Origin of the sequence: Arthrobacter sp. 2RAF6 (assembly GCF_052115205.1) — a bacterium.
Taxonomy (GTDB): domain Bacteria; phylum Actinomycetota; class Actinomycetes; order Actinomycetales; family Micrococcaceae; genus Arthrobacter.
The window spans coordinates 23,751-48,056 of record NZ_JBFRGF010000036.1 but is presented as its reverse complement, the minus strand read 5'-3'; the positions used below and the strand labels follow the sequence as shown (position 1 = coordinate 48,056).

The 24,306-nt window shown below is 63.6% G+C and carries 25 protein-coding genes and 1 pseudogene; 6 read left to right on the top strand and 20 right to left on the bottom strand.

From position 1 onward, the window contains the following. The 6 genes from AB4Z38_RS20590 to AB4Z38_RS20565 form a co-directional block, all read right to left on the bottom strand. Positions 1 to 149: hypothetical protein (locus AB4Z38_RS20590; RefSeq protein ID WP_441430168.1), on the bottom strand; the 149-nt coding region annotated here is incomplete at its 3' end. 47 nt (positions 150 to 196) lie between these two features. Further along, entirely contained in the window at positions 197 to 1,114 is a 918-nt protein-coding gene (locus AB4Z38_RS20585) for an ABC transporter substrate-binding protein (protein WP_441431426.1), read from the bottom strand. Between the two features lie 109 nt (positions 1,115 to 1,223). Continuing rightward, positions 1,224 to 1,943 carry an ABC transporter permease gene (locus AB4Z38_RS20580; protein WP_441431425.1) on the bottom strand — a complete coding sequence of 240 codons (720 nt, stop codon included), beginning with the start codon at positions 1,941 to 1,943 and terminating at the stop codon, positions 1,224 to 1,226. Further along, positions 1,940 to 2,590, bottom strand: a complete 651-nt coding sequence (locus AB4Z38_RS20575; RefSeq protein ID WP_441431424.1) for an ABC transporter permease — start codon at positions 2,588 to 2,590, stop codon at positions 1,940 to 1,942. Before AB4Z38_RS20575 ends, AB4Z38_RS20580 begins: the two co-directional genes overlap by 4 nt. Then, entirely contained in the window at positions 2,587 to 3,693 is a 1,107-nt protein-coding gene (locus tag AB4Z38_RS20570) for an ABC transporter ATP-binding protein (RefSeq protein ID WP_441431423.1), read from the bottom strand. Before AB4Z38_RS20570 ends, AB4Z38_RS20575 begins: the two co-directional genes overlap by 4 nt. After that, positions 3,690 to 4,421, bottom strand: coding sequence for an IclR family transcriptional regulator (locus AB4Z38_RS20565; RefSeq protein ID WP_441431422.1), 732 nt, complete (start codon positions 4,419 to 4,421; stop codon positions 3,690 to 3,692). Before AB4Z38_RS20565 ends, AB4Z38_RS20570 begins: the two co-directional genes overlap by 4 nt. A gap of 201 nt (positions 4,422 to 4,622) precedes the next feature. Between AB4Z38_RS20565 and AB4Z38_RS20560 the strand changes: the two genes are divergently transcribed. Both AB4Z38_RS20560 and AB4Z38_RS20555 read left to right on the top strand, forming a co-directional pair. Next, positions 4,623 to 5,822 carry an allantoate amidohydrolase gene (locus tag AB4Z38_RS20560; RefSeq protein ID WP_441431421.1) on the top strand — a complete coding sequence of 400 codons (1,200 nt, stop codon included), beginning with the start codon at positions 4,623 to 4,625 and terminating at the stop codon, positions 5,820 to 5,822. Further along, positions 5,819 to 7,177 carry a formimidoylglutamate deiminase gene (locus AB4Z38_RS20555; RefSeq protein ID WP_441431420.1) on the top strand — a complete coding sequence of 453 codons (1,359 nt, stop codon included), beginning with the start codon at positions 5,819 to 5,821 and terminating at the stop codon, positions 7,175 to 7,177. Before AB4Z38_RS20560 ends, AB4Z38_RS20555 begins: the two co-directional genes overlap by 4 nt. A 226-nt stretch (positions 7,178 to 7,403) precedes the next feature. Here AB4Z38_RS20555 and AB4Z38_RS20550 read toward each other — a convergent pair whose 3' ends face one another. The 9 genes from AB4Z38_RS20550 to AB4Z38_RS20510 form a co-directional block, all read right to left on the bottom strand. Then, positions 7,404 to 8,363 (bottom strand): carbohydrate ABC transporter permease, encoded by a 960-nt coding sequence (locus AB4Z38_RS20550; RefSeq protein WP_441431419.1) that lies wholly within the window; start codon positions 8,361 to 8,363, stop codon positions 7,404 to 7,406. Between the two features lie 11 nt (positions 8,364 to 8,374). Further along, positions 8,375 to 9,331: a carbohydrate ABC transporter permease gene (locus AB4Z38_RS20545; RefSeq protein ID WP_441431418.1), complete on the bottom strand. Its 957-nt coding sequence runs from the start codon at positions 9,329 to 9,331 to the stop codon at positions 8,375 to 8,377. A gap of 31 nt (positions 9,332 to 9,362) precedes the next feature. Beyond that, positions 9,363 to 10,325, bottom strand: coding sequence for a phosphodiesterase (locus tag AB4Z38_RS20540; RefSeq protein ID WP_441431417.1), 963 nt, complete (start codon positions 10,323 to 10,325; stop codon positions 9,363 to 9,365). A 44-nt stretch (positions 10,326 to 10,369) separates the two neighbouring features. Further along, positions 10,370 to 11,167 (bottom strand): tyrosine-protein phosphatase, encoded by a 798-nt coding sequence (locus AB4Z38_RS20535; protein ID WP_441431416.1) that lies wholly within the window; start codon positions 11,165 to 11,167, stop codon positions 10,370 to 10,372. A 31-nt stretch (positions 11,168 to 11,198) separates the two neighbouring features. Then, positions 11,199 to 12,554: an ABC transporter substrate-binding protein gene (locus tag AB4Z38_RS20530; protein ID WP_441431415.1), complete on the bottom strand. Its 1,356-nt coding sequence runs from the start codon at positions 12,552 to 12,554 to the stop codon at positions 11,199 to 11,201. A gap of 66 nt (positions 12,555 to 12,620) precedes the next feature. Beyond that, a complete protein-coding gene (locus tag AB4Z38_RS20525) occupies positions 12,621 to 13,772 on the bottom strand; it encodes an ABC transporter ATP-binding protein (protein WP_441431414.1) in 1,152 nt (383 codons plus the stop codon). A 159-nt stretch (positions 13,773 to 13,931) separates the two neighbouring features. Beyond that, a complete protein-coding gene (locus AB4Z38_RS20520; RefSeq protein ID WP_441431413.1) occupies positions 13,932 to 14,822 on the bottom strand; it encodes a MurR/RpiR family transcriptional regulator in 891 nt (296 codons plus the stop codon). A gap of 92 nt (positions 14,823 to 14,914) precedes the next feature. Continuing rightward, complete coding sequence (locus tag AB4Z38_RS20515; protein WP_441431412.1) at positions 14,915 to 15,388, bottom strand: sensor histidine kinase; 474 nt, start codon at positions 15,386 to 15,388, stop codon at positions 14,915 to 14,917. Positions 15,389 to 15,507: 119 nt separating this feature from the next. After that, the gene (locus AB4Z38_RS20510; protein WP_441431411.1) at positions 15,508 to 16,347 is read right to left on the bottom strand and encodes an alpha/beta fold hydrolase; all 840 of its coding nucleotides are present in this window, start codon (positions 16,345 to 16,347) and stop codon (positions 15,508 to 15,510) included. Positions 16,348 to 16,511: 164 nt separating this feature from the next. On the opposite strand from AB4Z38_RS20510, the gene AB4Z38_RS20505 reads away from it, so the two are divergent. Beyond that, a complete protein-coding gene (locus AB4Z38_RS20505) occupies positions 16,512 to 18,245 on the top strand; it encodes an ABC transporter ATP-binding protein (protein ID WP_441431410.1) in 1,734 nt (577 codons plus the stop codon). Beyond that, the gene (locus AB4Z38_RS20500) at positions 18,242 to 20,212 is read left to right on the top strand and encodes an ABC transporter ATP-binding protein (protein ID WP_441431409.1); all 1,971 of its coding nucleotides are present in this window, start codon (positions 18,242 to 18,244) and stop codon (positions 20,210 to 20,212) included. Before AB4Z38_RS20505 ends, AB4Z38_RS20500 begins: the two co-directional genes overlap by 4 nt. Positions 20,213 to 20,537: 325 nt before the next feature. Here the strand turns inward: AB4Z38_RS20500 and AB4Z38_RS20495 are convergent, their stop codons facing one another. From AB4Z38_RS20495 to AB4Z38_RS20475, 5 genes and pseudogenes are all read right to left on the bottom strand, one after another. Further along, positions 20,538 to 20,750: a hypothetical protein gene (locus AB4Z38_RS20495; RefSeq protein ID WP_184741564.1), complete on the bottom strand. Its 213-nt coding sequence runs from the start codon at positions 20,748 to 20,750 to the stop codon at positions 20,538 to 20,540. Positions 20,751 to 20,898: 148 nt separating this feature from the next. Continuing rightward, the gene (locus AB4Z38_RS20490; RefSeq protein WP_441431408.1) at positions 20,899 to 21,783 is read right to left on the bottom strand and encodes an N-acetylglucosamine kinase; all 885 of its coding nucleotides are present in this window, start codon (positions 21,781 to 21,783) and stop codon (positions 20,899 to 20,901) included. Continuing rightward, positions 21,783 to 22,316, bottom strand: a complete 534-nt coding sequence (locus AB4Z38_RS20485; RefSeq protein WP_441431407.1) for a hypothetical protein — start codon at positions 22,314 to 22,316, stop codon at positions 21,783 to 21,785. Before AB4Z38_RS20485 ends, AB4Z38_RS20490 begins: the two co-directional genes overlap by 1 nt. An 89-nt stretch (positions 22,317 to 22,405) precedes the next feature. Continuing rightward, a complete protein-coding gene (locus tag AB4Z38_RS20480) occupies positions 22,406 to 23,185 on the bottom strand; it encodes a type 1 glutamine amidotransferase domain-containing protein (protein ID WP_441431406.1) in 780 nt (259 codons plus the stop codon). Between the two features lie 152 nt (positions 23,186 to 23,337). Further along, a pseudogene (locus AB4Z38_RS20475) lies at positions 23,338 to 23,562 on the bottom strand (RpiB/LacA/LacB family sugar-phosphate isomerase); the annotation flags it as partial. 179 nt (positions 23,563 to 23,741) lie between these two features. On the opposite strand from AB4Z38_RS20475, the gene AB4Z38_RS20470 reads away from it, so the two are divergent. Both AB4Z38_RS20470 and AB4Z38_RS20465 read left to right on the top strand, forming a co-directional pair. After that, positions 23,742 to 23,948: an antitoxin MazE family protein gene (locus AB4Z38_RS20470; protein WP_234753327.1), complete on the top strand. Its 207-nt coding sequence runs from the start codon at positions 23,742 to 23,744 to the stop codon at positions 23,946 to 23,948. Beyond that, a complete protein-coding gene (locus tag AB4Z38_RS20465; RefSeq protein ID WP_441431405.1) occupies positions 23,945 to 24,271 on the top strand; it encodes a type II toxin-antitoxin system PemK/MazF family toxin in 327 nt (108 codons plus the stop codon). Before AB4Z38_RS20470 ends, AB4Z38_RS20465 begins: the two co-directional genes overlap by 4 nt. Positions 24,272 to 24,306: the final 35 nt, after the last annotated feature.

The window sequence follows — 24,306 nt, the reverse complement described above, 5'->3', positions numbered from 1 at the left end:
AGGTCATCCGGACGCTCGGCAACCTCCGGGTCCAGGTTATTCATCAACATGCGCAACGGCGCTTCGGTCTGCCAGCTCTTCGCGGTCAGCTCGGTACCGCGGGCGGCCCGGACAGGACGGGCTCCGGTAGTGAAATCGGCGGGTGCCATTCTTCGTACTCCTTAAGTCTTGCTGGACTAGTTGCTTCTTGCCCGAACTAGGCCAGGTTCTTGGACTTGAGCCAGTCCTTGGCGATTTGTCCCATGTCCTCGAATTTGGCGGTCCTGCCATTCATCTGGATCAGGTCATCGGTGGTCAACGCGGCGGAGACCTGGTTCAGCACGTTCTTGACGGTGTCCGTGGACTTCTTCTGGTTGATGATCGGAAAGACATTCTGGGCAGTGAACAGATTCTTGTTGTCCTCGAGGGGGACCAGATGGTTCTCGGCAATCGCCGGGTCCGTGCTGAAGAGGTCGGCTGCCTGTACCTGGCCGGAAAGGAGGGCGTTCAGCGTGAGTGGGCCGCCGGCGTCGAGCGCTGAGAATTCCTTGAAGTCAAGGTTGTAGACGGACTTCAGCCCGGCAACACCGTTGACGCGGGTCTTCCACTCCGGGGGGCCGCCGAGGACGAGATCCTTGGCAACCGGCTGGAGGTCGCTGATGGACTTCAGGTTGTACTTGTCGGCGATTTCCTTCTTTACGGTCAGGACATCGTTGTCCTGTGCCTTGGATGCCGTGAGCTGGGTGAGTCCGGACGGGATCTTGGTGCTCAGTTCCTTTGTCACGTCGTCCGGTGACGAGGCCTTCGTAGTGGGGTCCAGGTATTGGAGGAGTGATCCGCTGTATTCGGGCATGAGGTCGATGGAACCGTCCTTCAGCGCAGGGATGGTGACTTCGCGGCTGCCGATGCTGGGCTTCTCCGTGACCTGGACGCCTTTGGCCTTGAGGGCCTCGGCATAGATCTTGGCAATGAGCTGGCTCTCCGGGAAGTCCGCGGACCCGACGACGATGCTGTCGGTGGAGCCCGCGGCCTGGGAGTTGTTGTTGGAGGAGCTCATGGGATCTCCGCCGCCACAAGCGCTCAGGGCGATGGCGGTGGCTGCCGCCAGGGCGAAACCGCTCAGGTACTTTTTCATGTCAATTCTCTCTGGGGAGGGCCGGTGCAGGGCATGCGGTGGCCAAATGGGGGGTGGTTTTGCGGGCGCCGGACAAGACGCCCGGCGCCGGATGAAACGGGAGAGTTGCTTAGACCGTGACAGGGGTGTTCACGGTGTCGGCCACAGCGGCCGCCTTGACCGTGCGGCGGGTCAGTCCGGGTGAGACGACCCTGCGGGTAATGAAGGCGAGCAATTGGTCGAAGAACAGGGCCAGCAGGGCCACCAGCAGGGCGCCGGCAACCATCTGGCTGTAGTCGTTCTGGGCCTTGCCGTCGATCAGTAGCCGTCCGAGGCCGCCGAGGGATATGTACGCGGCGATGGTCGCCGTCGAGATGATCTGCAGCAGTGCGCTGCGGACGCCGGACAGCATGAGCGGGAGCGAGCAAGGGAGCTGGATATCCGTGAGGATCTTTATGGTCCGGAAGCCCATGCCCTTGGCGGCGTCGACGGCGGCGGCGTCCACCGCGCGGACGCCGGCGTAAGTGTTGGTCAGGATGGGTGGGACCGCGAGGAGCACCAGGACGATGAGGCTCGGCAGGATGTAGCCCATTTTGGACGGGAACGCGGGCGAGATGAGCAGGACCAAGAGGATCAGCAGGCCCACGCTGGGGAGGGCCCGGAGCGCGTTGGCCAAACCGGCGATCATGAAGACGCCCTTGCCTGTGACCCCGATGTAGATACCGAGGGGAATTGCGATGATGGCCGCGATGGCGAGGGCGATGAGGGAGTAGAGGAGGTGCTCCCCGATTAAGCTGGGGATGCCGTCAGCGCCGCTCCAGTGTGCGGGATTGAACAAGTAGTTGATCATGATGCCACCACCTTGGGAGTCCACGGTGTCAGCCACCGGTTGAGGAGGATGATCAGTCCGTCAAGGATCATTGCCAGGATCACGCAGAGGATGATGCCGGCGATGATCGGGGTGAAGAACCGCAACTGGAAGCCTTGGGTGAAGAGCGAGCCCAGCTGCGGGATACCTAGCAACGCTGCCACGGAAACGAGGCTCACGTTGGATACCGCTGCGACGCGGAGTCCGGCGCTGATCACGGGGACGCCTACAGGAAGCTCCACTTTCACCAGGCTCTGGTATCCCCGGTAGCCCATGGCCTTCGCGGCTTGGACGGTATCTTCCGGTACGGAATCGAGGGCATCGGCCACTACGCGTACCAGCAGCGCCACCGTGTAGATGGTCAGGGCCGCCACAATGTTGAGAGGGTCCAGGATCTTGGTGCCAAGGACCAACGGCAACAGGACGAACAGGGCGAGGGAAGGGACCGTGTACAACAGGCCAGCTACGCCCACCAGAAGGGGGTAGATCCGGCGGCTGCGGTGTGCCCACCAGCCAAGCGGCAGTGCGATCAGCAGGCCCAGGATGAGGGGAGTGACGGCGAGCAGTACGTGCCAGCCGAGGAGGAAGACGATGTTGTCGGACTGGCGGCCCAGCCATTCAAAGTTCATCGTGCCGTCTCCAAGTGCGGTTCGGCCTCGATCGCCTTGACGACGTCGGTGGCCGTCACTGTGCCGATGAGCTCGCCGTGTTCATTGACGACGACGCCGCGCCGGCTGGGGGAGGAAAGTGCGGCGTCGAGCAATTGGCGCATGGTCCCGGACGATGATGCTGAGGTGCCGCTGAGGTTGAGGTGCTCCCTCTTGAGCTCGCCGCGAATGAGATCCGCTTGCGCCCAGCCGAGCGGCTTCCGCAGCGGGTCGACCACCAGCACCCAGGCTCCTGTGGCCTTGCTTTGCGCCTCGGCGGCGGAGGCGCCGAGGGTGACCACAGCTTCTTCGGCAACAGCTACCGTGCCGGCCGCGTTGGTGAATCCGAGGGAACGGTAACCACGGTCGCGCCCCACGAAATCCGCCACGAATTCGTCAGCGGGGGAAGTCAGCAGCTCCGAGGGCGTCGCCATCTGGGCAAGCTTTCCACCGACGCGCATCACGGCAACCTGGTCGCCGAGCTTGAGGGCCTCGTCGATGTCGTGGGTGACCATGATGATGGTCTTTCCGATCTCGCGCTGCAGCCGGAGGAACTCCTCCTGGAGCTGCGCGCGGACCACGGGGTCAACCGCGCTGAAGGGTTCGTCCATGAGCATGAAGGCCGGATCCGAAGCCAGTGCACGGGCCACGCCCACGCGCTGCTGCTGTCCGCCCGAGAGCTGCCACGGGTAGCGCTTGGCGAAGCTCGCAGGGAGTCCGACGCGCTCCATGAGTTCGAGGGCTTTCATGCGGGCCTTCTGCCTGCTCTCCCCGAGAAGTACAGGCATCGTGGCCACGTTGTCGACGATGGTGCGGTGCGGGAAGAGGCCTGCGTGCTGGATGACGTAGCCGATCCGGCGGCGCAGCAAGGCTGCGTCCATGCCCGACGTCGGCTGGTCATCGAGGTAGATGGTTCCGCTGGTGGGTTCGATGAGGCGGTTGATCATCCTCAGCGAAGTGGTCTTGCCGCAGCCGGAGGGGCCAACCAGGATGGTCAGCTTGCCGGTCGGTGCCTCGAGGTTCAGGCCGTCGACGGCGACCGTTCCGTCCGGGTACGCCTTGGTGACATTTTCAAATTTGATCATTTCTTTTCCATGCTTTCCTGGGGCACTTCATGGTCTCCGGAGGGTTCCACGAGGATGCTGTCAGCCACCCTCGCCAGTTCCTCGCCAAATGTCTGGGCCTTCGCTTCGTCCAAGCGGTAGCTCGGTGCGACGATGCTGAGGGCTGCCACGGTGCGGCCGCCGATCACAATGGGTGCGGCGACGGCCGTGATGTCGTCTTCTACGCCGCTTCGCACGATGGCGAAGCCGCGGCCGTTCTGCCCGCCGGTGAGGACCTTGCCAGCGGCGGACCCTTCCAGCGGAATGCTCCTGCCGACCCAGCTGGTGTGCCGGACGGAGCGGGTACCTTCGACGATGGCAATGTAGATTCCGGTTTCCCCAGGACCAGGAATGCTCAAATAGCAGGACTCGCCCGTTTCAGCTACGAGCCGCTTCATGTGCGGCGTGCAGAGCGATACGAGGGACTCCTGTCCCAACGCGAGGGCTCCCAACTGGATCACGCTGGCACCAGGACGGAAGTTTCCGCCCGGATCCCGCTTCACGAATCCGCTGCCTTCCAAGGTGCGGAGGAGACGGAGTGCGGTGCTGGCCGACAAGTCAACAACCCGTGCTGCGTCGCTCAGGCTGATGGAGCCATCGGTGCAGACCGCGCTCAGGAGGGCCAAGGCCCTTTCGACCGTCCGTGTGGAGGAATCTGCTGCCACTGCTTGGCCTGCTTTCAAGTGGTCTGGATCACCATGTCTTGCCATCAAGTAAAAATGAACTTTCATCGAATGGCAAGAGATTTCGTGAAATTACCTGAGATTCCGGGATTTGAGACGCTCAGTGGGAACACGCTGTTTCGGCGGTGTTTCGGGACTGTTAATTGTCATGGTTCTGCGCTCAGGGTCTTGTCATTGGATGGTATGTGGTTTTTACTTGGTGGCAGTCTTCATTAATCGGAGGAACACGTGGAAACCGTCAATCAGCTCCTTGACTCAATCAAGGACGTGGGCCGCGATGCGGTGCGCGGAGGATACTCAAGGGCTGTCTACTCGACGCCCGAGCTCGACCTCAGGCAGTGGTTCATCGAGCAAGCCCAACAGCGCGGCCTCGGCGTCGAGACCGACCGCAACGGCATTATCTGGGCCTGGTGGGGAAAGCCCGAGGACGGTGCGCTTGTTACCGGGAGCCACCTTGACTCCGTCCCGGGAGGAGGGGCCTTTGACGGGCCGCTTGGCGTCGCGTCCGCGCTCGCCGCCGTCGACATCCTTATTTCCCGCGGTCTTGAGCCGGGGCGTTCCCTGGCCATCACGGTCTTCCCGGAAGAGGAAGGATCCCGCTTTGGCGTGGCCTGCCTGGGTTCGCGGCTCCTGGCCGGTGCCATCGACGTCGACAAGGCGCTGAACCTGCGCGACGTCGACGGCAACACTTTCGCCGACATCGCCCGGAGCAATGGTCTGGATCCCCGGCACGTCGGTCCCGATCCGGAAGCCATGGCGCGAATCGGCGACTTCGTCGAACTGCACGTGGAACAGGGGAAGGGGCTGGGCCAGGGCGGCCCGGCCATCGCCGTCGGAAGCTCTATCCTGGGCCACGGCCGCTGGAAGCTCAGCGTCAGCGGCCAAGGCAACCATGCCGGGACCACGCTCATGGCCGACCGTGCCGATCCGATGGTCGCGGCCGCGCAGATCGTCGTTGCCGTCCGTGACACCGCGGCGAAGCAGCCGGATGCGCGGGCCACGGTGGGGCGCTTGACCCCGGTTCCCGGCGGCACCAACGTGATTGCCTCGCGCGTGGATCTTTGGCTTGACGCCCGCCACCCCGACGACGCCGTGACGGCCCAACTGATCGAATCGATCTACCGCGCGGCCCGGGAGATCGCGGCAGGCGAGGGATGCACCGTTAGCCTCACCGAGGAGTCCTACAGTGACACCGTGCATTTCGACCCCGACCTGAGCCGACGCATCGGCGAGCTCCTGCCGGGCGCGCCGGTGTTGGCAACCGGCGCCGGGCACGACGCCGGAGTCTTGGCTGGACATGTCCCCTCGGCGATGCTTTTCGTCCGCAACCCGAGCGGAATCTCGCACTCGCCGGAAGAATACGTGGCCGACGAGGACGCCTCAGCCGGCGCCGTTGCCCTCGCCGACGTTCTGGAGGGACTCTTATGAGCGGGTTCTGGTGCGAGACCGCCTTGGTAAACGCCGACGGCGGTTCTGGCGCGGGCGGCGCGGTTGTCGCCACCGGTGTTCGGCTGGACGTGCACGAGGGCCGCATCTCCGGGATCTCTGCCGCGGTCCAGCCCGAAACCGGTGACCGGATATTGAACGGCGTCGTTTTCCCCGCCGCGGCCAACGCCCATTCGCACGCTTTTCACCGGATCCTGCGCGGGCGGACGCATGATGGACGCGGCGACTTCTGGGTCTGGCGGGAGCAAATGTATCGGAGCGCGGCGGAACTGACACCGGAGAAATACGAGAAGCTCGCTACGGCAGTCTTCACTGAAATGGTGGTGTCGGGCTTTACTAGCGTGGCCGAGTTCCACTACGTCCATCACCAGCCCGAAGGGACTCCGTACACGGAGCCGCACGCGATGGAACTGGCGTTGGCCAGGGCAGCCGTGGCGGCCGGGATCCGCCTGACCTTGCTGGACACTTTGTATCTTGCGGGAGGCATCGGGAAGCCGCTCAGCCCGGAACAGGCACGGTTTGGCGACGCCGATACCCAGGCCTGGTTGGACCGGCTCGCTTCACTGCGGGCAGAGGTAGCGCGGACCTTTCCGCCGGAAATGGTTGGCGTGGGAGCGGCCCTGCATTCCGTCCGCGGAGTGCCCGAGGAGGCACTCAAGACAGTCGCCCGGCAGTTGCCTACCGACATTCCGCTCCACATCCACCTCAGCGAACAACCGGCCGAGAACGAGGCCTGCCTGCAGGCCTACGGCGTCACCCCCGCCGGACTCCTTGCCCGGCATGGACTGCTGTCTCGGCGGCTCTCCGCCGTCCACGCGACCCACCTGACGCCGGACGACATCCGGCTCCTCGGGGACGCGGGAGCCACCGTGGTGATGTGTCCAAGCACTGAAGCTGATCTCGCCGACGGGATCGGACCAGCCCGGGTATTGTCTGACGCCGGAGCGACCATCGCGCTGGGCACCGACCAACACGCCGTGATCGATCCCTGGGTTGAAATGCGCGCCTTGGAACACGGAGAACGCCTCGGCTCCGGCCAGCGGGGCAGGTTCTCACCGCGGGAACTGCTCCGCGCGTCCACCATCGGAGCAACCGCATCGATGGCCACGCCCATTGCGTCGGCACTTGAGGTTGGCGCAATCTGTGACCTCATGGCCGTGGCTCCGGACTCGGTGCGGACCGCCGGTTCCATGCCGCAGCAGTTCGCGTTCAGCGCGACGGCGGGCGACGTCACCGCCGTCGTGATCGCTGGCGAATTGGTGGCCTCGAACGGCAGCCATGTGCGGCTGGGTTCTCCGGGGAGTCTCCTCATGGATGCGTTGAAGGAGTTCTCCTAGGGGGCTTTCCTTGGGTGATATGACGGGACTCCTTGGCTTAACTCGCTCACCCGAGACGCTCGCTCACTTATGTGGTTGTTTTCCGGATCCCTCGCTCACATCTAGTGAGCGAGGGATCCCGGAATTGGCCCTATATGTGAGCGGGCGTCGGCCGAAACGGCCCTATATGTGAGCCGGCGTCGGCCGAAACGGGCCTATAGGTGAGCGGGCGTCTCGGGGGGGCGGGCTACTTCAACCCCGAACGGACGAACGCATCCACCACGTATCGCTGCAGGAAGATGTAGATCAGGAAGATCGGCAGGCATGCGAGCGAGGACGCTGCCATGATGGCGCCCCAGTTGTTGCCTTCGGCGCCAAGGAAGCCGCGGATGCCAACCTGGATGAGCGCATCGGACTTCTGCATGATCAGTGAAGGCCACAAGTATTCGTTCCAGGCGCTGATGAACAGCATGATCCCAAGGGCCGCCAGCGCCGGGCGGAGGTTCGGAACCACCACTTCCCACAGCGTCCTCCACGACGACCGTCCGTCCATCTGGCTCGCATCCAAGAGGTCCTTGGGGAAGGCCTCGAGGTGCTGGCGCAGCATCATCACCGCGAAGGCCGAACACAACTGCGGGATGACGACGCCGGTGATGGTGTTGAGAAGGCCCATCTGGGACACCAGCAAGTAGTTGGGAATCATCGTGACCTGGAAAGGCACCAGCCAGGATCCCACAAACAACAGGTACAAGGCTTTCTTTCCGACAAAGTCCCAACGCGCAAAGCCATAAGAAGCCAGGATTGCCACGAGCAATTGGGACACCGCCAGAGTCAATGCCATGCCGAAGGTATTCGCCAGCATTCCCGCGATGGGGATGGTCTTCAGGACGTACTGGAAATTCTCCAGGCTCAGCGGCCCCGGCAACGGGTTGGTGGACAAGGCGTCCGACGACGGCCGGAAGGCCGTGACGAACATCCAGTAGATGGGGAAGATCGAGACGACCGCGAGGGCGATCAGGAGAACGTGGCTGGGTACTGTTCCCAATGACGCAAGCCGCAACCACGAGAACTGCAACGACGCAGACCGAATGCGCCCGCGCCCGGCGGCAGGCGCCGTCGTCGTCGGCCCTGAAACTTTCCTCGGCACCGAAGGCGGAACATTCGAGGAACCAGGCTGGGCCGGCGGGGCGATAGTGATGAAGGCCATGGTGGTTCTTTCTAGTTGTCGTAGAAGCTGAGTCGCTCCGAGAGTTCCACGAAGACCAGGGCGATCAGCCCGAATCCGAGGAAGAAGAGCGTGCCCGCCGCGGAGGACAGGCCGGCGTCGAAGTTCCTGAAGCCGAACTGGTACAGCAAGTAATAGATGTTCGTGGATGAATTGCCCGGGCCGCCCTGCGTCACGAGGTCGATGATGGGATAAGTCCACTGCGCGGAGAGCAGGATGGTCATGAGCGAGAGGAACACCAGGCTCGGCGAAAGCAACGGGATGATGATCCGCCACGTGATCTGCCTGCCGCTGGCGCCGTCGATCGATGCGGCGGCGGCATAGTCCGGGCTGATGCCCGCCAGTCCTGCAGACACCACGAGCACGCCGAAACCGAGCATCTGCCAGCCGACAATCACGATCACGGCGATCATCGAACTGTCGGGATCGCGGAACACGTTGCCCATCGGTGCGCCGAGGGCGGCCGCGATCGCGGGAATCGTCCCGCCTTCAGGAGCGAACAGCCACCGCCAAATCGCGCTGCTGGCCACGGGCGTGATGAGGAAAGGCACGAAGATCAGGGCCTGGTACGCGGTGCGGGCCTTGCCCTGGACCTTGCGCGAAAGCAGCGCGAACAAGAGCGGCAACGCAACGGAAATTCCCAGGAACGCCAGGATGTACAAGCCGGTGTTGATGAGCGCTTGGTGCAGTTCGGGCAGGCTCAGGACCTTCGCGTACTTCTGCACGTCAACGTATTGCTTGGGCTTCGTGGGGATCAGGTTCCAGTCGTTGAAGGACAGGTTGACGGTCTGTCCCAGCGGCCAGTACGTCCACACGAGAAGCAGGACGACGGCGGGCAGGATGTAGAGGTAGGGGCTCAGGGCGCGGCGCTTGGGACGCCGGTTAGCCGGGAGCCCCGCCGGGCCGGCAGGGGCAATGCCCGCTGCAGGCCCGGCGGTCTCGATGAACATTCTTTCGGCTTCCTTCCGGTGCTGTGGCTGGTTAGCGAACGCTTTCGGCGAGCTCGCCGTCGGCCGTTTCGGCAGTGCTGGAGGGCTCGACGTCGGACTTCTCACCGGGAGCGGTCATCGCGGCGGTGGCCTCTTCGAGGGTCATCCTCTGGAAGGCTGCCATCTGCTCAGCCGTAACCGAGTACACCGTGGAGAACTCGCCGATCGGCACAACGGAGCTGAGCATCTTGTCCTGGTAAAGGTGGATCAGGTTGAACGCCTGGGCACCGTTCTGGCCGCGCATTGACTTCGGCGCGACGTTCAAGTCCTGCGTGTAGCAGGTGGCCGAGGCAACCGTCACGGGAGCGCCGCCGAAGGTGCTGAAGGTGGAATAGTGGAGGTGGCCGGCCAGGATGCCCCGGACGTCGGTGCCTTCAATGACCTTCTCGAAGCGGCTCTGCTCACGCAGCTCGAACATGGCCATCATCTCCAGCGGGCTGGGAACCGGCGGGTGGTGCAGGGCGATGAGCGTGCCGTGCGGGGCCGGGGTGGCCAGGACATCGGACAACCAAGCGAGCTGCTCGTCCGAGATCTCGCCGTGGTGCTTGCCCGGAACCGTGGAGTCCAGGGCGATGATGCGCAGCCCGTTGACGTCGTGGACGATGTCCACTGATTCCTCACCCGCGTCCGAGTCGAGGAGGCCCGAACGGAAGGCCGTGCGCGCGTCGTGGTTGCCCATGACCCAGATGATCTTGGCGCCGAGTTCCTCGGCCACGGGCTCCACGATGTTGCGGAGGCGGACGTAGGCGTCCGGGCGGCCGGTGTCGGCGAGGTCGCCGGTGAACACCAGTGCTTCAGGCTTGACCTGGGCCTTGACGAAGTCGCGGAACAGCTGGCGGAGGTTCTCGTCGCTGTCCACACTGCCGTGCAGGAGGTCGTTGTCGGCAACGAAATGGGTGTCGCTGATGTGCAGGATGAAGTGCTCGGGGGCGGGGTGCTGGAGTTCGGGGCTCATGGTCTTGTCTCCTTGTAATTATCTGCGGTGGGTAGCGGTGGTTCTTAGCCGGTGGAGCTGATGGTCAGGACGTCCCTGAGCCGTTCGAGGTCGGAGTCGCTGAAACCGTGTGCCTGGAGGAGGCTGGTGGCGCTGCCGTACATTTCGTCGACGAGCGCCAGCGTGGCTTCAAGGACGGGGGCGGGGCTCGCGGAGATGATTTCTCGGAGCTCCTCCCCGATGCCCGCAAGGCCTGGGTGGCTCGACGCGGCGGCCATCATGACCTCGCTCCATTCGCCGCGCAGGTTTTCCTCGCTGGCTGTGTAGTCGAGGATCACCTGCTCGCGGTCCACTCCCGCGGCCAGGAGGGCCAAGGCAATCACGACGCCGGTGCGGTCCTTGCCCGCCGTGCAGTGCACCAGTACAGGGTCCGTTCCGGAGTCCGCAATGAGGCGGACGGCGTCGGCAAGGCGCTGTGCGTGGCTCTCGATCATGAGCCGGTAGATGTGCGCCAGGGTGATGATCTCTGCGGTACCCGGGACGTTGCCCTCTTCGAAAATCGGGTTGTGCCTCGTGTCGACGGCGAGTCCGTCAAGGTTGCTGGGCGACTTCGCCAGCTCTGTGCGGTCACGCAGGTCGATGACCAGACGGATGCCGAGCTCGGAGAATTGCCGGCGTCCGGCGTCGGTCAGTCCGTGCAGTGCGTCCGAGCGGTACAGCTTCCGTTCGCGGATGGTCCGCGCGGCGGCCGCATCGCTCCCCAGGGCGGCGTAGCCGGCGGTGCTCCGGAAGTTGTAGGTGCCCTCCACAGGGTAGGGGTGGTTGCGGGTTCCGAAGACGGCGTCCTCGGCAGTGGTTGTCACAGCTGGTGTCCTTTGGGATGGATGAGAGAGGTTAGGGGATCAGGTCCTGGGCGCGCTTCTGGGCGTCGGCCATGGTGGTTTTTGCGTCCTTGCCGTAGTAGACGACGTTCTCCACGGCCTTGCCAAGGATGTCGTCGATCTGCACGTAGCTGTTTCCGGGGTAGGAAACCCAGGGCTGGAGGCGGTCAAGCTGCGCGAGGTTCGGCGCCAGGAGCGGGTTCTTCTGGGCCCAGTCGTAGAGGGAACCACCGGGAGCGGTCAGCGAGGTGCGCAGTGGCAGGTAGCCGATCTTGGTGGAGATCTGCTCGTAGGCGTGGTCGCTGGTCATGAACTTGATCAACTCCCAGCCGGCGCGTTGCTTCGCGGGATCCTGCGAGAGGACGAACAGGGCCGAGCCCGAGTTGGTGGGGACGGCAGGCTTGCCTCCGAACGACGGCATCCCGGCGGCCTTGAGTTCCCAGCCGCCCTTGGTGGCGGCTGACATGAACGAGCCCTGGAGCGCTGAGGTAGTAAGGATGAAGGCGGTGTCGCCCTTCGGGAGGCCTTCGTATTGTGCGTTGCTGTCCGCGTTGCGCAGCACGCCGTCCTTCGTCAGCTGTGCGAGCTTCGTGACGGTGTCAACCGCCGCGTCCGAGCCGAATCCGATGGTCTTGCGGTCATCGGAGAGGACCTGGGCGCCGTTCGACTTGAAAACGCCCTGCATGCACCAGTTGCCCCCGATACTCGTGCAGGAGATGTCCAGCGAAGGCTTCCCGGTCTTGGCGGAAACGGCCTTTGCGGCTGCCTCCACCTTGTCCCAGGTGGAGAGGTCCGGATTGGTGATCCCGGCGTCGGCGAGCTTGGTGGCGTTGTAGAAGAGGACGGGGGTGGAGAAGACGTACGGAATGCCGTAGGTCTTGCCGTTCCAGTCGGCGAGGTGCTTGGCGTTGGGGTGGAACGGGTGGGCGCCGCCGAGGGCGTCGTCGACCGCTTTCTGGCCGACGAGGTCGCTGATGGGCTGCGCGCCAAGCTGGGTGGCGGCGAAGTCGAGGGAATCGAACGTCAACTGCGCGACGTCGGGCGCGTGTCCGGCCAGGAGCTGGGTCTGGACGCTGCTGACGGTGTTGGATCCGACGGCGCCGCCGCCTTGCGGTGCCTGTGCGGTCACGTGGATGTTCGGGTGGGCCTTTTCGAAGTCGGCCACCAGGCCTTTGACGGTATCGGTCCAGACGCCGGCTTGGGCCAGGTTGTAGCTCTCGAAGGTGATGTTGACTTGCTGGTCAGCTTTGAGTTCCGGGATGACCTGGTTGCTCACGGTGCTGGCCTGCGAGGTGCCGGAACAGCCGGCGAGGGCCAATGCGGCCGTGCCAGCGGCGATGGTCAGTGCAATTGAACGGAGAGGGCGCACAATACTTCCTTGATTGCTGGGTTGGGTGGGTACTGCAGGTCCGGGTTGGGGCCGGAGTGTGGGGTGCTAGAGCGAGGCTGCGGGCTGAGCCGAGCTGGCAGTGGAAGCGTGCTTCGCGTCTGCGTGCCATTCGAGGCGCCGGCCGCTCGCGCGGTCAAAAAGGTGGAGGTTCTTGGCATCGGCGCTGAGTACGACGGCGTTGCCCGGCTCCCAGTGCCGACCTCGCGGGGTGCGGACGGCCACGCGGTTCCCGCCGACCCGGCAGTAGATGACTTGTTCGCTGCCGAGGTTTTCGGCCAAGTCAACGATGCCTCGAAGGGCGGCCCCGGAGCTCGGCGCGGCTGCTGAAGAACCGGGTGCGTGGATGCTTAAGTGTTCAGGGCGGATGCCCAGCACAACGTCCCGCTGCGGTGTTTGCCCGTCCCACAGCACGGCTTCCAAGGAGGGTGCCATGACAGTGATGGAGCCGTTGCTGGTGGACAGTTCGGCATCGATCAGGTTGGTGGCAGGGGATCCAAGGAAGCCTGCGGCAAACACGGATGCCGGCTTGTCATAGAGCTCTTCAGGTGTGCCGAGTTGTTCGAGCTGGCCTCCGTTGAGCAGGGCGATCTTGGTTGCCATGGTCATGGCTTCCACTTGGTCGTGCGTGACGTAGATGAACGTGGCACCGAGGCGCTTGTGCAGTCCGGCCAGCTCCTGCCGGGTTGCGGTGCGGAGCTTGGCATCCAGGTTGGACAGAGGTTCGTCCATGAGGAAGGCCTTGGGCTCGCGCACCAAAGCGCGGGCTACTGCAACGCGTTGGCGCTGCCCGCCGGACAGTTCCTTGGGCTTGCGGTCCAGGAGGTGGCCGATCTCCACCATTTCGGCCACGGCCTCCACGCGTTTCTTGACATCCTGCTTGTCGGTGCGCCGCACGTGGAGCGGGAAGGCTAGGTTTTTCGCCACGCTGAGGTGCGGGTATAGGGCGTAGCTCTGGAACACCATGGCCAAGTCGCGCTTCTTGGACGGAGCGGTAGTGATGTCCGTTCCGTCCAGTTCGAGCGAGCCCGACGTCGGTTCCAAAAGGCCCGCGATCATGCGGAGCAGGGTGGTCTTGCCGCAGCCGCTGGGGCCGAGCAGGACCAGGAAGTCACCGTCTTCGACGGTGAGCGATACGTTCTTTACCGCCGACACGTTCTTGAATGAACGCGACAACTGATTGAGCACTAGTCGGCCCACGAGCACCTCCGGGGAAACGATGTTTCCTAAATCGAATTATTTAGGAAACGTCTTACCCTTGAAGGGTGGGGCTCGATTATTAACAGTCGGTGCGGAGTTGATTAACTCCCCGTGCGCGGACAGGAAACAGTTGAAACCGCCCGCGTTCCGCGCCAAAAGCTATTCCGGGTTTTCCACCATGTGGAGGACTTCTTCGAACACGGCGGAGCGGGCGCGCTCAACGTCGGGAGAATCTGCAGTTACCGCGGCGTGCAGGGCGGACAGCACCAGCATCTGGACGATATTCCCAATGGGCAGCTGGTCGTTCCACGAATGGAATTCCGCCCCGGCCACGAGCGTGTGGGTCGAGAGATCGGCGAGTTCGGATTTCGCATAGCTGGTCACCCCGATCACGGTTGCCTTGCGTTCAGCCGCGATCCGCGCCGAGCCGATCGTGAAGGAGTTCATTCCGCTGTCACTCACGGCGATGCAGACATCCCCCGCTGAGAGGAGCTTGGCGGAGATGTGCTGCGAAACAATGTCGGATGGCGCCTCGCATTGCACCCCTGCCGACAGGAAACGCAGGGCAAGCGATTGTGCGGGAGCGAGGGATGCCCCGTTGGCCACCACTAGCAGGCGCCCGCCCTGGCGAATCGCTTCCACAGCGGCGTCGAAGGCCTCGAAGTCCAAAGACCCCAATGCTCCGCGGATGTCCTGGGAGGCCCGGGAAAAGATCCCTGAAACCAGGTGTTCGGAGGATCCGGGTTCGCCGGTTGCCCCGGATTCTTCCTGCTGGATGCTGTCCCGTGCCGCGGCGCCCAGATCGCGCAGCAGGACCTGGCGTAGGTGCTGGAATCCGTCAAAGCCCATGCTCTTGCACGCCCGCACGATCGTCGCGGGAGACGTCCCCGTCTGGGTGACCAGATCCGCCACCGACATCCTGGCCACGGTCTCCGGGGAATCAAGGCACAACTGCGCCACGCGCTGTTCGCTGGGAGCCAGCGAGGGGAAAATCGACTTGATGTGTGCGCGGGAACCGCCCAGGGGCGGTTCGGATTTGTACGGGGTCATTCGCCTTTCATACCAGATTCAGTTGAATAGCGATCCAGCAGCACCGAAACCGACGACGGCGGGTGCCTGCCGCCGTCGGGCATCGACAAGTATCAGTCGAGCGGCAAGGTGACGGTTACGCAGGTTCCGTTGCCTGGACTGGAGACGACGGAGACCTCGCCGCCCACTTCGCTGACGGCGATGGACATGAGGCGGAGACCGAATCCGTGGTGTGCGCCGGCGGGAGTTGCCTGGCTGTCGAAGCCGGTGCCGTTGTCCGTGACTGTCAGCCGGATCCCGTGGTAAATGGCGGCGAGCCGGACGGTGACGTCGTGGGCGTGCGCGTACTTGAACGCATTGCTGAGGACTTCCTTGGCGGCGTGGTAGAGCAAGGAAGCGGAGCCGGACGAGATTTCGACACCATGGTGCGGCGTCTCCCAGTGGATTTCGGTCCCTTGGCGGCGGAGTGGAGCCGCCAAGCGGTCGATGCAGCCCGCGAGCCCCAGAGCATGGAAGTCAACGGGTTGCTGATCGGTGATCACGCCATTGATGGCGGTAACCTCGTCAAGGGCTGTTGTTGTCTTCATGGCCGGTCCTGCTCCCCTTGCAGATTTGGTGCTTTCGCCGGCGGGTGGGTTCCGCCTGTGCTTGCATTAAGACTGGACCCGAGGAGTTAAGGTTCCCGCGATATTCAGTTAGTTTCGTCCTAATTTTTTGTCAGGAATCCCAGCAAAGCCTGGTTGACCTCAGCACCGTGCGTCCACAGCAAGCCGTGCGGCGCGCCGTCGATCTCGACATACTCGGCGCCGGGGAGAGCTTCGGCGAACCTCCGGCCCGTGACGTCGATGGGGAGGATGTTGTCCGCGGTGCCGTGCACGATCAAGGCGGGCACGTCGATCTTGGGGATGTCGGCGCGGAAATCGGTGAGCCACGTGGGCTGCGCGGCCACCGAGGCGTAGGCGCCTGATTGGGCTGCCAGGTTCCAGCTCGCGGTGACCGCTTCTTCGCTCAGGCGGTGGGTTCCGAGGAATGTGGGGGCGTTGTAGAAGTTGTTGAAGAACTCGGTGAAGAAAGCGTAGCGATCGGCGGTGACGGCTTCGGTGAGGCCGTCGAACACGGACTGCGGGACGCCTCCGGGGTTGTCCTCGGTCTGTAGGAGGAACGGCTCCAAGGATGAAAGGAACACGGCTTTCGCCACCCGGGCCGAGCCGTAAGTGCCAAGGTAGCGGGCCACTTCGCCGGTACCCATCGAGAAGCCCACCAGTACGGCGTCGTTGAGATTCAGTGCTTCCAGCAGGGTGTTCAGGTCCGCGGCGAAGGTGTCGTAGTCGTAGCCCGCGGTCGGTTTGCTGGACTTGCCGAAGCCGCGGCGGTCGTAGGTGATGACACGGTAGCCGGCGTTGAGCAGTGCGGCGGTCTGCTTCTCCCAGGACGAACCATCCAGGGGATAGCCGTGGATGAGGACCACTGCCTGGCCGGTCCCGTGGTCCTCGTAGTAGATCTCGATCTCGGTGCTGTTTTCATTTCCGACGGTGATGTAAGCCATGACTACGGTCCTTTCGTAGCGGATCTTGCCGAGCGTTTCCAGCCTACTGTCCGGGTACGACGTCGGCACCCCTTCCGCCACGCTTCGCCCAGAGGGAAAGCCCTAGTTGCCCCCAGCAACCAGTCGTAGACTGGCCTTCGAATCACTACGTGAGTTGGAGAACGATGCTCTGGAAACTTCTCGTTCAGTACCTGCGGCCACATCGGCGGCTGCTGATCGCCGTCGTCATCTTCCAGTTGGCGCAGTCCATAGCGTCGCTGTACTTGCCCACACTGAATGCCGACATTATTGACGAAGGCGTGGCCAAGGGGGATACCGGCTACATCCTGGGCACGGGCACGCTCATGTTGCTCATCACCCTCCTGCAGATCGCGTGTTCGATCACGGCCGTGTACTTCGGCGCGAAGGCCGCCATGGGCCTGGGGCGCGACCTGCGCGGCGCTATTTTCACCAGGGTGGGCGAGTTCTCCGAGCAGGAGGTCACCCGCTTCGGTGCGCCGTCCTTGATCACGCGTTCAACCAACGACGTGCAGCAGGTCCAGCAGCTCGTCCTGATGTCCTGCACGCTCATGGTTGCGGCGCCCATGCTCAGCATCGGCGGGGTCATCATGGCGGTCCGGCAGGATGCCCAGTTGTCCTGGCTGATTGCCGTGAGCGTCCCCGTGTTGCTGGTTGCGGTCGGTCTCATTGTGAGCCGGATGGTGCCGCTGTTCCGTAAGATGCAGGTCCGGATCGACACCGTGAACCGCGTGCTCCGCGAACAGTTGGCAGGCATCCGCGTGGTGCGGGCGTTCGTCCGCGAGGACATGGAGACGGAACGCTTCGCCTCCGCCAACCAGGACGTCACGGAGATGGCGCTGCGGGCTGGGCGGCTCATGGCCCTCATGTTCCCCGTCGTGATGCTGGTGCTCAACGTCTCCAGCGTCGCCGTGATCTGGTTTGGCTCGTTCCGGATCGACGACGGTTCCATGCAGGTAGGCACGTTGATCGCCTTCCTGAGCTACCTCATGCAGATCCTCATGTCCGTCATGATGGCGACGTTCATGGCAGTCATGATCCCGCGCGCTGCTGTTTCGGCGGACCGCATCGGGGAGGTGCTGCAGACCCAATCGAGTGTGCGGCCTCCCGAGAATCCGGTGACGGAGACCGCCGGCCGCGGCGAGCTGGAATTGCTCGACGTCGGATTCGCCTACCCGGGTGCCGAGCAGCCCGTCCTGAGCGGCATCAGCTTCCGGGCACGTGCAGGGCAGACGACGGCGATCATCGGCAGCACGGGCGCGGGCAAGACCACCTTGGTGAACTTGCTGCCACGGCTCTTCGACGCGAGCAGCGGCTCGGTGCGGATCGACGACGTCGACGTCCGAGAACTGCACCCGGACCTTTTGTGGGGGCACATCGGACTGGTCCCGCAAAAGCCCTACCTGTTCTCCGGCACGGTTCGCACCAACCTTCTTTACGGCAAGCCCGACGCCACCGAGGAAGAACTCTGGAGGGCGCTTTCTATCGCTCAGGCCCAGGACTTCGTCGAGGAGATGGAGGGCGGGCTTGACGCTCCGATATCGCAGGGCGGAACCAACGTTTCCGGCGGTCAGCGTCAGCGTATCGCCATTGCCCGGGCCCTCGTGAAGCAACCCGAGCTCTACATCTTCGACGACTCCTTCTCGTCGTTGGACACCGCCACCGACGCCAGGCTCCGCCAGGCGCTCAAGCGCCACACTTCGGGCGCCACCATGGTCATCATTGCGCAGCGGGTATCCAGCATCGCGGATGCTGAGCAGATTCTAGTGCTCGACGACGGGCGGCTGGTTGGGCGCGGAACCCACGAAGAGTTGTTGGAGACTTCAGAAACGTACCGTGAGATAGTTTCCTCGCAACTGGCAGCGGAGGAAGCGGCATGAGCAGCGCACCCAGCACCGCCAACCGCCCCCAGCGTCCCCCGATGGGGCCAGGCCGCGGCGGACCTTTCGCGGGAATGAGCATCCCGGCCGAAAAGGCCATGAACTTCCTGCCCTCGGCCAAGCGTCTCTTGGGCACGTTGCGGCCCGAGCGCTTGTGGCTGACCCTGGTCCTCTTCCTCGCCGTCGCAAGCGTGACCCTGTCCGTGATCGGCCCCCGGCTCCTTGGTGAGGGCACCAACCTGATCTTCGCCGGCGTTGTCTCCAAACAACTTCCGGCCGGGGTGAGCAAGGAACAGGTCATCGAGGGACTGCGCGCTTCCGGGCAGGGCTCCAAAGCGGACATGTTGAAGGGCATGGACTTGACTCCCGGCGTCGGAATCGACTTCGGGGCCCTGTCGTCGATCCTGCTGTGGGTGCTGGTCCTGTATGTCCTGGCCTCAGCGTTCGGCTGGATTCAGGCGTACGTGCTCAACGGCGTCGTGCAGCGGACCGTGTACCGGCTCCGCGAGCAGATCGAAGCGAAAATCAACCGGCTTCCGCTGCGCTACTTCGACTCCGTGCAGCGCGGCGAACTGCTCAGCCGCGTGACCAACGACGTCGACAACATTTCGCAAAGCCTCCAACAGTCCATCAGCCAAGCGGTCACGTCCCTGCTCACGGTGGCCGGCGTCATCTTCATGATGTTCCTGCTCTCGCCGATCCTGGCGTTTATCACCCTGGTCACGGTGCCCTTGACGCTGGTCACAACCGTGCTGATTGCCAAGCGCTCGCAGAAGCTGTTCGTGGCCCAGTGGAAGAACACTGGCGAGCTGAACGGGCAGATCGAAGAAACCTACACCGGCCACGCGCTCGTGAAGGTGTTCGGACGCCAGCGCGAAGTCGAGGAGCGGTTCCGCGAGAAGAACGCAGAGTTGTTCTCGGCCAGCTTCGGTGCCCAGTTCATCAGCGGCTTGATCATGCCGGCACTGACATTCATCGGCAACCTGGTCTATGTCGGGATCGCCGTGGTGGGCGGCCTTCAAGTAGCTTCGGGCGCCATGCAGTTGGGCGATGTCCAGGCCTTCATCCAGTACTCACGGCAGTTCACGCAGCCCCTGGCCCAGCTCGGCTCGATGGCCAATCTGCTTCAGTCGGGCGTGGCCTCCGCAGAACGCGTCTTCTCGCTGCTCGATACCGAGGAGCAAAGCGCTGATCCTGAGCCCTCGGCTGTCCCCGAAGTGACGCGCGGGCGCTTGGTGTTCGAGAATATCTCCTTCTCCTACTCGGAAGACAAGCCGCTGATCCAGGACCTGAGCCTGGTGGCCGAACCCGGCCAGTCTGTGGCGATCGTCGGGCCCACCGGAGCAGGCAAGACCACCCTTGTGAACCTCATGATGCGCTTCTATGAGCTCGACGCCGGACGGATAACGCTCGACGGCGTCGATGTCGCCTCGATGTCCCGGTACGAGCTGCGCTCGCGGATGGGCATGGTCCTCCAGGACACGTGGCTCTTCGGCGGGACCATCCGGGACAACATCGCCTACGGACGGCCCGACGCTACCGAGGCCGAGATTCTGGAGGCCGCTCAGGCAACGTACGTGGACCGTTTTGTGCACTCCCTCCCGGAAGGGTACGACACAGTGCTCGACGACGAAGGCAGCAACGTTTCCGCCGGTGAGAAGCAGCTGCTCACTATCGCCCGTGCGTTCCTGGCCCGTCCGTCAGTCTTGATTCTGGACGAGGCCACGAGCTCCGTGGACACCCGGACCGAGGTTCTGGTTCAGAAAGCCATGAGTGCCCTGCGTTCTGACCGGACGAGCTTTGTGATCGCGCACCGCCTCTCCACGATCCGCGACGCCAACCTCATCCTGGTCATGGAGTCCGGGCAAATCGTGGAGCAAGGAACCCATGCGGAGCTGCTGGCAGCCGGTGGCGCCTACTCGAGGCTGTACGAGGCCCAGTTTGCGGCGCCGGTGGCTGAGGTCTGAGGGGGCCCGTCACGCCGGGCAACTTTTTGGCGCCTTGGGTCAGGGAGAAGCCTGGGAATTCGGGAGTCCGGGTGCCGGCATCGGCCAAAAACCTGCCTCTCGTGACACGTCACCGTTGACACCCGAGTTTGAACCTGGCGGGAAGGCCAGCTATTACATGACCGGTCCCGACGGCGAGAAAGCCGGAGGCAGCCGGCCAGATCGACGCGCTCCTTTCCGAGCACTCCCGCACCTGACCCATCCCTTCGGACGGGCCGTCGGATACGCGAACGACGGCGGGAGGTGACTCCCGCCGTCGTCGTCGTGTTGCGCTAGAAAGGCCCTGTTACAGGGAGTGTGCGTCGAAGGCGGTCGCTTTGGCCGCGCTGCCGTTGAGGCTGACAGTGAAGGTGTTGGGCCCGCTGCAGGTAACCGCGATGCTGGCCTTGGAGGTGTTGTGGCGCACCGAGAAGTCGTGCACGAGCGCGTCCAGCGTGTGGTGGGTGGTTGAGCGGTCCCAAATCTTGAGGGTTACAGAGTCGGCAGTTTCAAACGTCATTGTTCAGTGCTTCCATTCATGAATCCGGATATCCGGCTATCGCGCCAGTGCGAAAGCCGCCGTACAGCTTTTCCATAGTGCACAGCGAGGCGCGGACTGCTCAAGCCAGAACGGCGTTTGTCGCTAGTGAGACTCATCACAGTGGTGTCTAGTGGGATGCAAGTCGCAGTGCGCCGAAGACCGGATCCTGGGTGAGGACCTGCAAGGTGTCGAGGCCTCGGGCGGCAAGGGCTATCCGCATGGCTGTCTGCAACGGGGGCTGGTTCATGCCCAAACCTCCGCCGAGGACAATGGGTCCCTCGATGTTCAGCTGCTCAGCGCATTTTGCCGCCAACGAGGCAAGATCGGCACCTGCCTGGAGGATCATGTCCAATGAGGCTGTATGCCCCGAGGCCGCGCACTCAAAGACAATCGGTGATTTGGAAGCCCGAAACTCGCGCCCCGCGTCGCGATGGAAAAGGGCAATCAAACCCTCCGGACCGAGGAGTCCACAAGATTTCAAGAGCGCTTTCGTCAACTCGTCGGCGCGCAGCCCGTTGTTCATGCGCTCGAGGCTGTACCTCACTGCTTCACGAGCAAACCAGTAACCGCTGCCTTCGTCGCCAAGCAAGTAGCCCCAGCCGCCCGCACGCGCTTGATCCTGGCCGTTAGTACCCCAGGCCGCGGATCCGGTGCCTGCGATCACGGCGATTCCAGTGCTGCAACCTGCGGCAGCCAGCAGAAGGCGCGTGTCATGGACAACGGAGACGACGGCGTCGGGAGCCAATGGCTGGATCAGTTCCCTCAGTGCATTCGCGTCTTCGGCCGTGTCGATCCCTCCGGAACCAACCACCACCCGCGCAACGGACCCGCCTTGGAGGGTGGCGAAGACACCCTCCAGGTTGCTGCGGGCTTGGGCGCGACTCACGTTCTGGACATTGGCGCTGCCGCCGGAAGTATCGGCAACGGCGGTGCCATCCAGCCATTTGATGCCGCGCGTCTTCGAACCTCCAATGTCCAAACCTACGACTGCGCCGATGGTGCCTCGTGCCACTAGCTCGGGTCCGCGCGGTACAAGTACATCTCCCGCGATCCCGAAGGGGCATCCCAGCCTTGGGCGAACATCCAGGTTCCGCCGAATTTGAGCAGGCCGCCCCAGGCCAGTGAGCCTCCTCTGTGCATCGCTTTCTGGGTGAACGGTTGGTTCACGTCATAGAGCGCCTGTGCGGCGGAGAATTGGCCGTCTGCGTCGCCGTAGAAGAAGTCCAGCACCAGCTTGCCGCTGTCGCCCCCGGTGCCTGCGCCATCGTCGACAATGGCGCAGGCCACTTCGTGCAGTGAGCCGCCCAGCGGCCCAAGGTCCAGGTACTCGTGCGGCTCAAACGTCCAGTTCACCATGTCGGCGGACCGTCCCACATGGGTGGTTCCGCCGCAGCCCTCGGACAGATACATCAGGTAATGGCCACCGATCTTGACGGCGTCGCCCTGGGCGTTTCGGGGGATGACGGCACCCTTGGCCCAGAACCGCGAAACCTCGTAAGGGACAGCCAGGCCGAGCTTTTCCCAATGGATCAAGTCGTCGGACACTGCAACATTGATGTCGCAGCCGACGTCGCCGAGGGGATGGAGGCCGCCCCGTTGTCGGGGCGGCCTCCAGTCTCAGTGCGCTACGGGTGTTAGTGCTCGGTGCCTGCCGTAGCAGCCTTCTTGGCGTCTTTCTTGGCGTCCTTCTCTGCGCGCAAGGCTTCCGCCTCGTGCTGTTCCTCGGCCTTTTCCTGGTGGATGACCTCCGCGAGGAGTTTCTCCATCTCTTTCGCCACGCCGGCGGCGGAGGCCGGGTTCTGCCCGGTGACCAACCGCTCGGAGACCACGACCTTCTCTGCGAAGGCGTCGGCGAAGAGGTGGATCGCCCCCTGTTCCTTGAGCCGGTCTGCCAGGAAGAACGGGATGATCTTGTCCATCCCTGCGACAACTTCTTCGTCGTTGGTGAAGGCGGCCACCTCCCGGCCCCCGACGAGCCGGAATCCGTCGGCCAGGTCCACGTTCACCAAACCCGCGGGTCCGTGGCAGACCGCGCCCACCACGCCGCCGGCGTCGTAGACGCTGGCAACCAGGTTCTGCAAGCCTTCGCTGTCCGGGAAGTCCCACATGGCGCCGTGGCCTCCCACGAGGAAGACTGCGTCGTACTGGCCTGGATCAACGACGTCCACGCGGGCAGTGTTGTAGAGACCGGCGCGTGTGGTCTCGTCCTCCGTGAAAGCAACCTGGATGGGATCTTGCGAGTCCACCTCATCGCGCGGGGGCTGGCCGCCCTGGATGGATGCGAAGTCAACGAAGTGCCCGGAATCCTTGAAGACCTTCCAAGGATGTGCAGCCTCGGCCACGTTGTAGCCGGTCTTCTTTCCCGTATCGCCGAGCTCGGACACGCTGGTCAATACCATGAGGATTTTCTTCATGAAGTGCTCCTATCGTCCGTATTCCACCCTACGCCTAGCCCAAAATTCGGGCCCACCCCCGGTGCTGAGGGACCCAAGTAGCTGGCAGTTGTTGTCGTTATGAGGCCTCTAAACGACAACAACTGTCAGCTAGTTGGGACTGGGACAGGGACTCAGCAGCCTTCGAAATCCGTGAGCACCTTGACCTTGTCGGCCGACGCCGAGGCGGGGTCGAAGGCATAGCCGAGCCATTCCCGTGCAAGCCTGCTGGCCAGTTCCACCCCGACTACGCGCTGGCCCATGGTGAGTACGTGGCAATCGTTGGACAGGATGGAACGCTCCACGGAGAAGGAATCGTGGGCCGTGGTGGCGCGGATGCTGTCCACTTTGTTCGCTGCGGGACCACCGGCGATAACGGCCGGCCCGGACGGGCAGGACTTGCAACCCTTCCTTCATATCTCTAATGGGCTGACGGAGAGTGCCCGACGGCGAAAGGCGGCCTTGCGCTCGCAGCGCTTTCGTTGGGGGGCATCTCCGTGCCTGTCGCCAGAATCACGTTACATGTAACATTGATGCCATGGCAGTCAGAGATCGGGTTAGTGAGTACCGTAAGCGGATGCGCGAACACGGCTTCCGCCCAATCCAGGTGTGGGTGCCAGACGTTCGAGCCGATGGATTCGACGCCGAAGCACATCGGCAAGCTGCCGCAGCCGCAGCTGCTGACCGTCACTCCGATGACCAGGAGTTCATCGAGGCTGTGTCAGCGCCCTGGGACGAAGTGTGAACCGCGGCGAACTCTGGACCGTGGCCGGTGGCGTCTACGCTTCCAAGCCACGGCCAGCGCTGGTCATCCAGGATGACCGATTCGACGTCACCGATTCCGTCACGGTTCTTCCCCTGACAACAACCCTGATCGATGCACCCCTCCTTCGGGTCAGTGTCTCAGCCTCGGAGTTGTCCGGCTTGCGGCAGGAAAGCCACGTGATGATCGACAAGTTGACGACGCTACGCCGTTCAAACGTGCAAAGCCGGGTCGGCCGCTTGACGGCCGCCCAGCTCGTTGAGATTGAAAGGGCTTTGCTAGTGTTCCTCGGACTTGCCGGCTAGCACATCGTCGGGGCCCCGACGGCGCTCGCCGCGCT

What these genes read in the sequence shown, in the direction of transcription:
- AB4Z38_RS20495 (WP_184741564.1), bottom strand. Translation starts at nt 20,750, where the DNA reads ATGACGTTTGAAACTGCCGACTCTGTAACCCTCAAGATTTGGGACCGC.
- AB4Z38_RS20575 (WP_441431424.1), bottom strand. Translation starts at nt 2,590, where the DNA reads ATGAACTTTGAATGGCTGGGCCGCCAGTCCGACAACATCGTCTTCCTC.
- AB4Z38_RS20480 (WP_441431406.1), bottom strand. Translation starts at nt 23,185, where the DNA reads ATGAAGAAAATCCTCATGGTATTGACCAGCGTGTCCGAGCTCGGCGAT.
- AB4Z38_RS20520 (WP_441431413.1), bottom strand. Translation starts at nt 14,822, where the DNA reads ATGACCCCGTACAAATCCGAACCGCCCCTGGGCGGTTCCCGCGCACAC.
- AB4Z38_RS20540 (WP_441431417.1), bottom strand. Translation starts at nt 10,325, where the DNA reads ATGAGCCCCGAACTCCAGCACCCCGCCCCCGAGCACTTCATCCTGCAC.
- AB4Z38_RS20470 (WP_234753327.1), top strand. Translation starts at nt 23,742, where the DNA reads ATGGCAGTCAGAGATCGGGTTAGTGAGTACCGTAAGCGGATGCGCGAA.
- AB4Z38_RS20505 (WP_441431410.1), top strand. Translation starts at nt 16,512, where the DNA reads ATGCTCTGGAAACTTCTCGTTCAGTACCTGCGGCCACATCGGCGGCTG.
- AB4Z38_RS20550 (WP_441431419.1), bottom strand. Translation starts at nt 8,363, where the DNA reads ATGGCCTTCATCACTATCGCCCCGCCGGCCCAGCCTGGTTCCTCGAAT.
- AB4Z38_RS20515 (WP_441431412.1), bottom strand. Translation starts at nt 15,388, where the DNA reads ATGAAGACAACAACAGCCCTTGACGAGGTTACCGCCATCAATGGCGTG.
- AB4Z38_RS20565 (WP_441431422.1), bottom strand. Translation starts at nt 4,421, where the DNA reads ATGGCAAGACATGGTGATCCAGACCACTTGAAAGCAGGCCAAGCAGTG.
- AB4Z38_RS20510 (WP_441431411.1), bottom strand. Translation starts at nt 16,347, where the DNA reads ATGGCTTACATCACCGTCGGAAATGAAAACAGCACCGAGATCGAGATC.
- AB4Z38_RS20545 (WP_441431418.1), bottom strand. Translation starts at nt 9,331, where the DNA reads ATGTTCATCGAGACCGCCGGGCCTGCAGCGGGCATTGCCCCTGCCGGC.
- AB4Z38_RS20500 (WP_441431409.1), top strand. Translation starts at nt 18,242, where the DNA reads ATGAGCAGCGCACCCAGCACCGCCAACCGCCCCCAGCGTCCCCCGATG.
- AB4Z38_RS20555 (WP_441431420.1), top strand. Translation starts at nt 5,819, where the DNA reads ATGAGCGGGTTCTGGTGCGAGACCGCCTTGGTAAACGCCGACGGCGGT.
- AB4Z38_RS20585 (WP_441431426.1), bottom strand. Translation starts at nt 1,114, where the DNA reads ATGAAAAAGTACCTGAGCGGTTTCGCCCTGGCGGCAGCCACCGCCATC.
- AB4Z38_RS20570 (WP_441431423.1), bottom strand. Translation starts at nt 3,693, where the DNA reads ATGATCAAATTTGAAAATGTCACCAAGGCGTACCCGGACGGAACGGTC.
- AB4Z38_RS20580 (WP_441431425.1), bottom strand. Translation starts at nt 1,943, where the DNA reads ATGATCAACTACTTGTTCAATCCCGCACACTGGAGCGGCGCTGACGGC.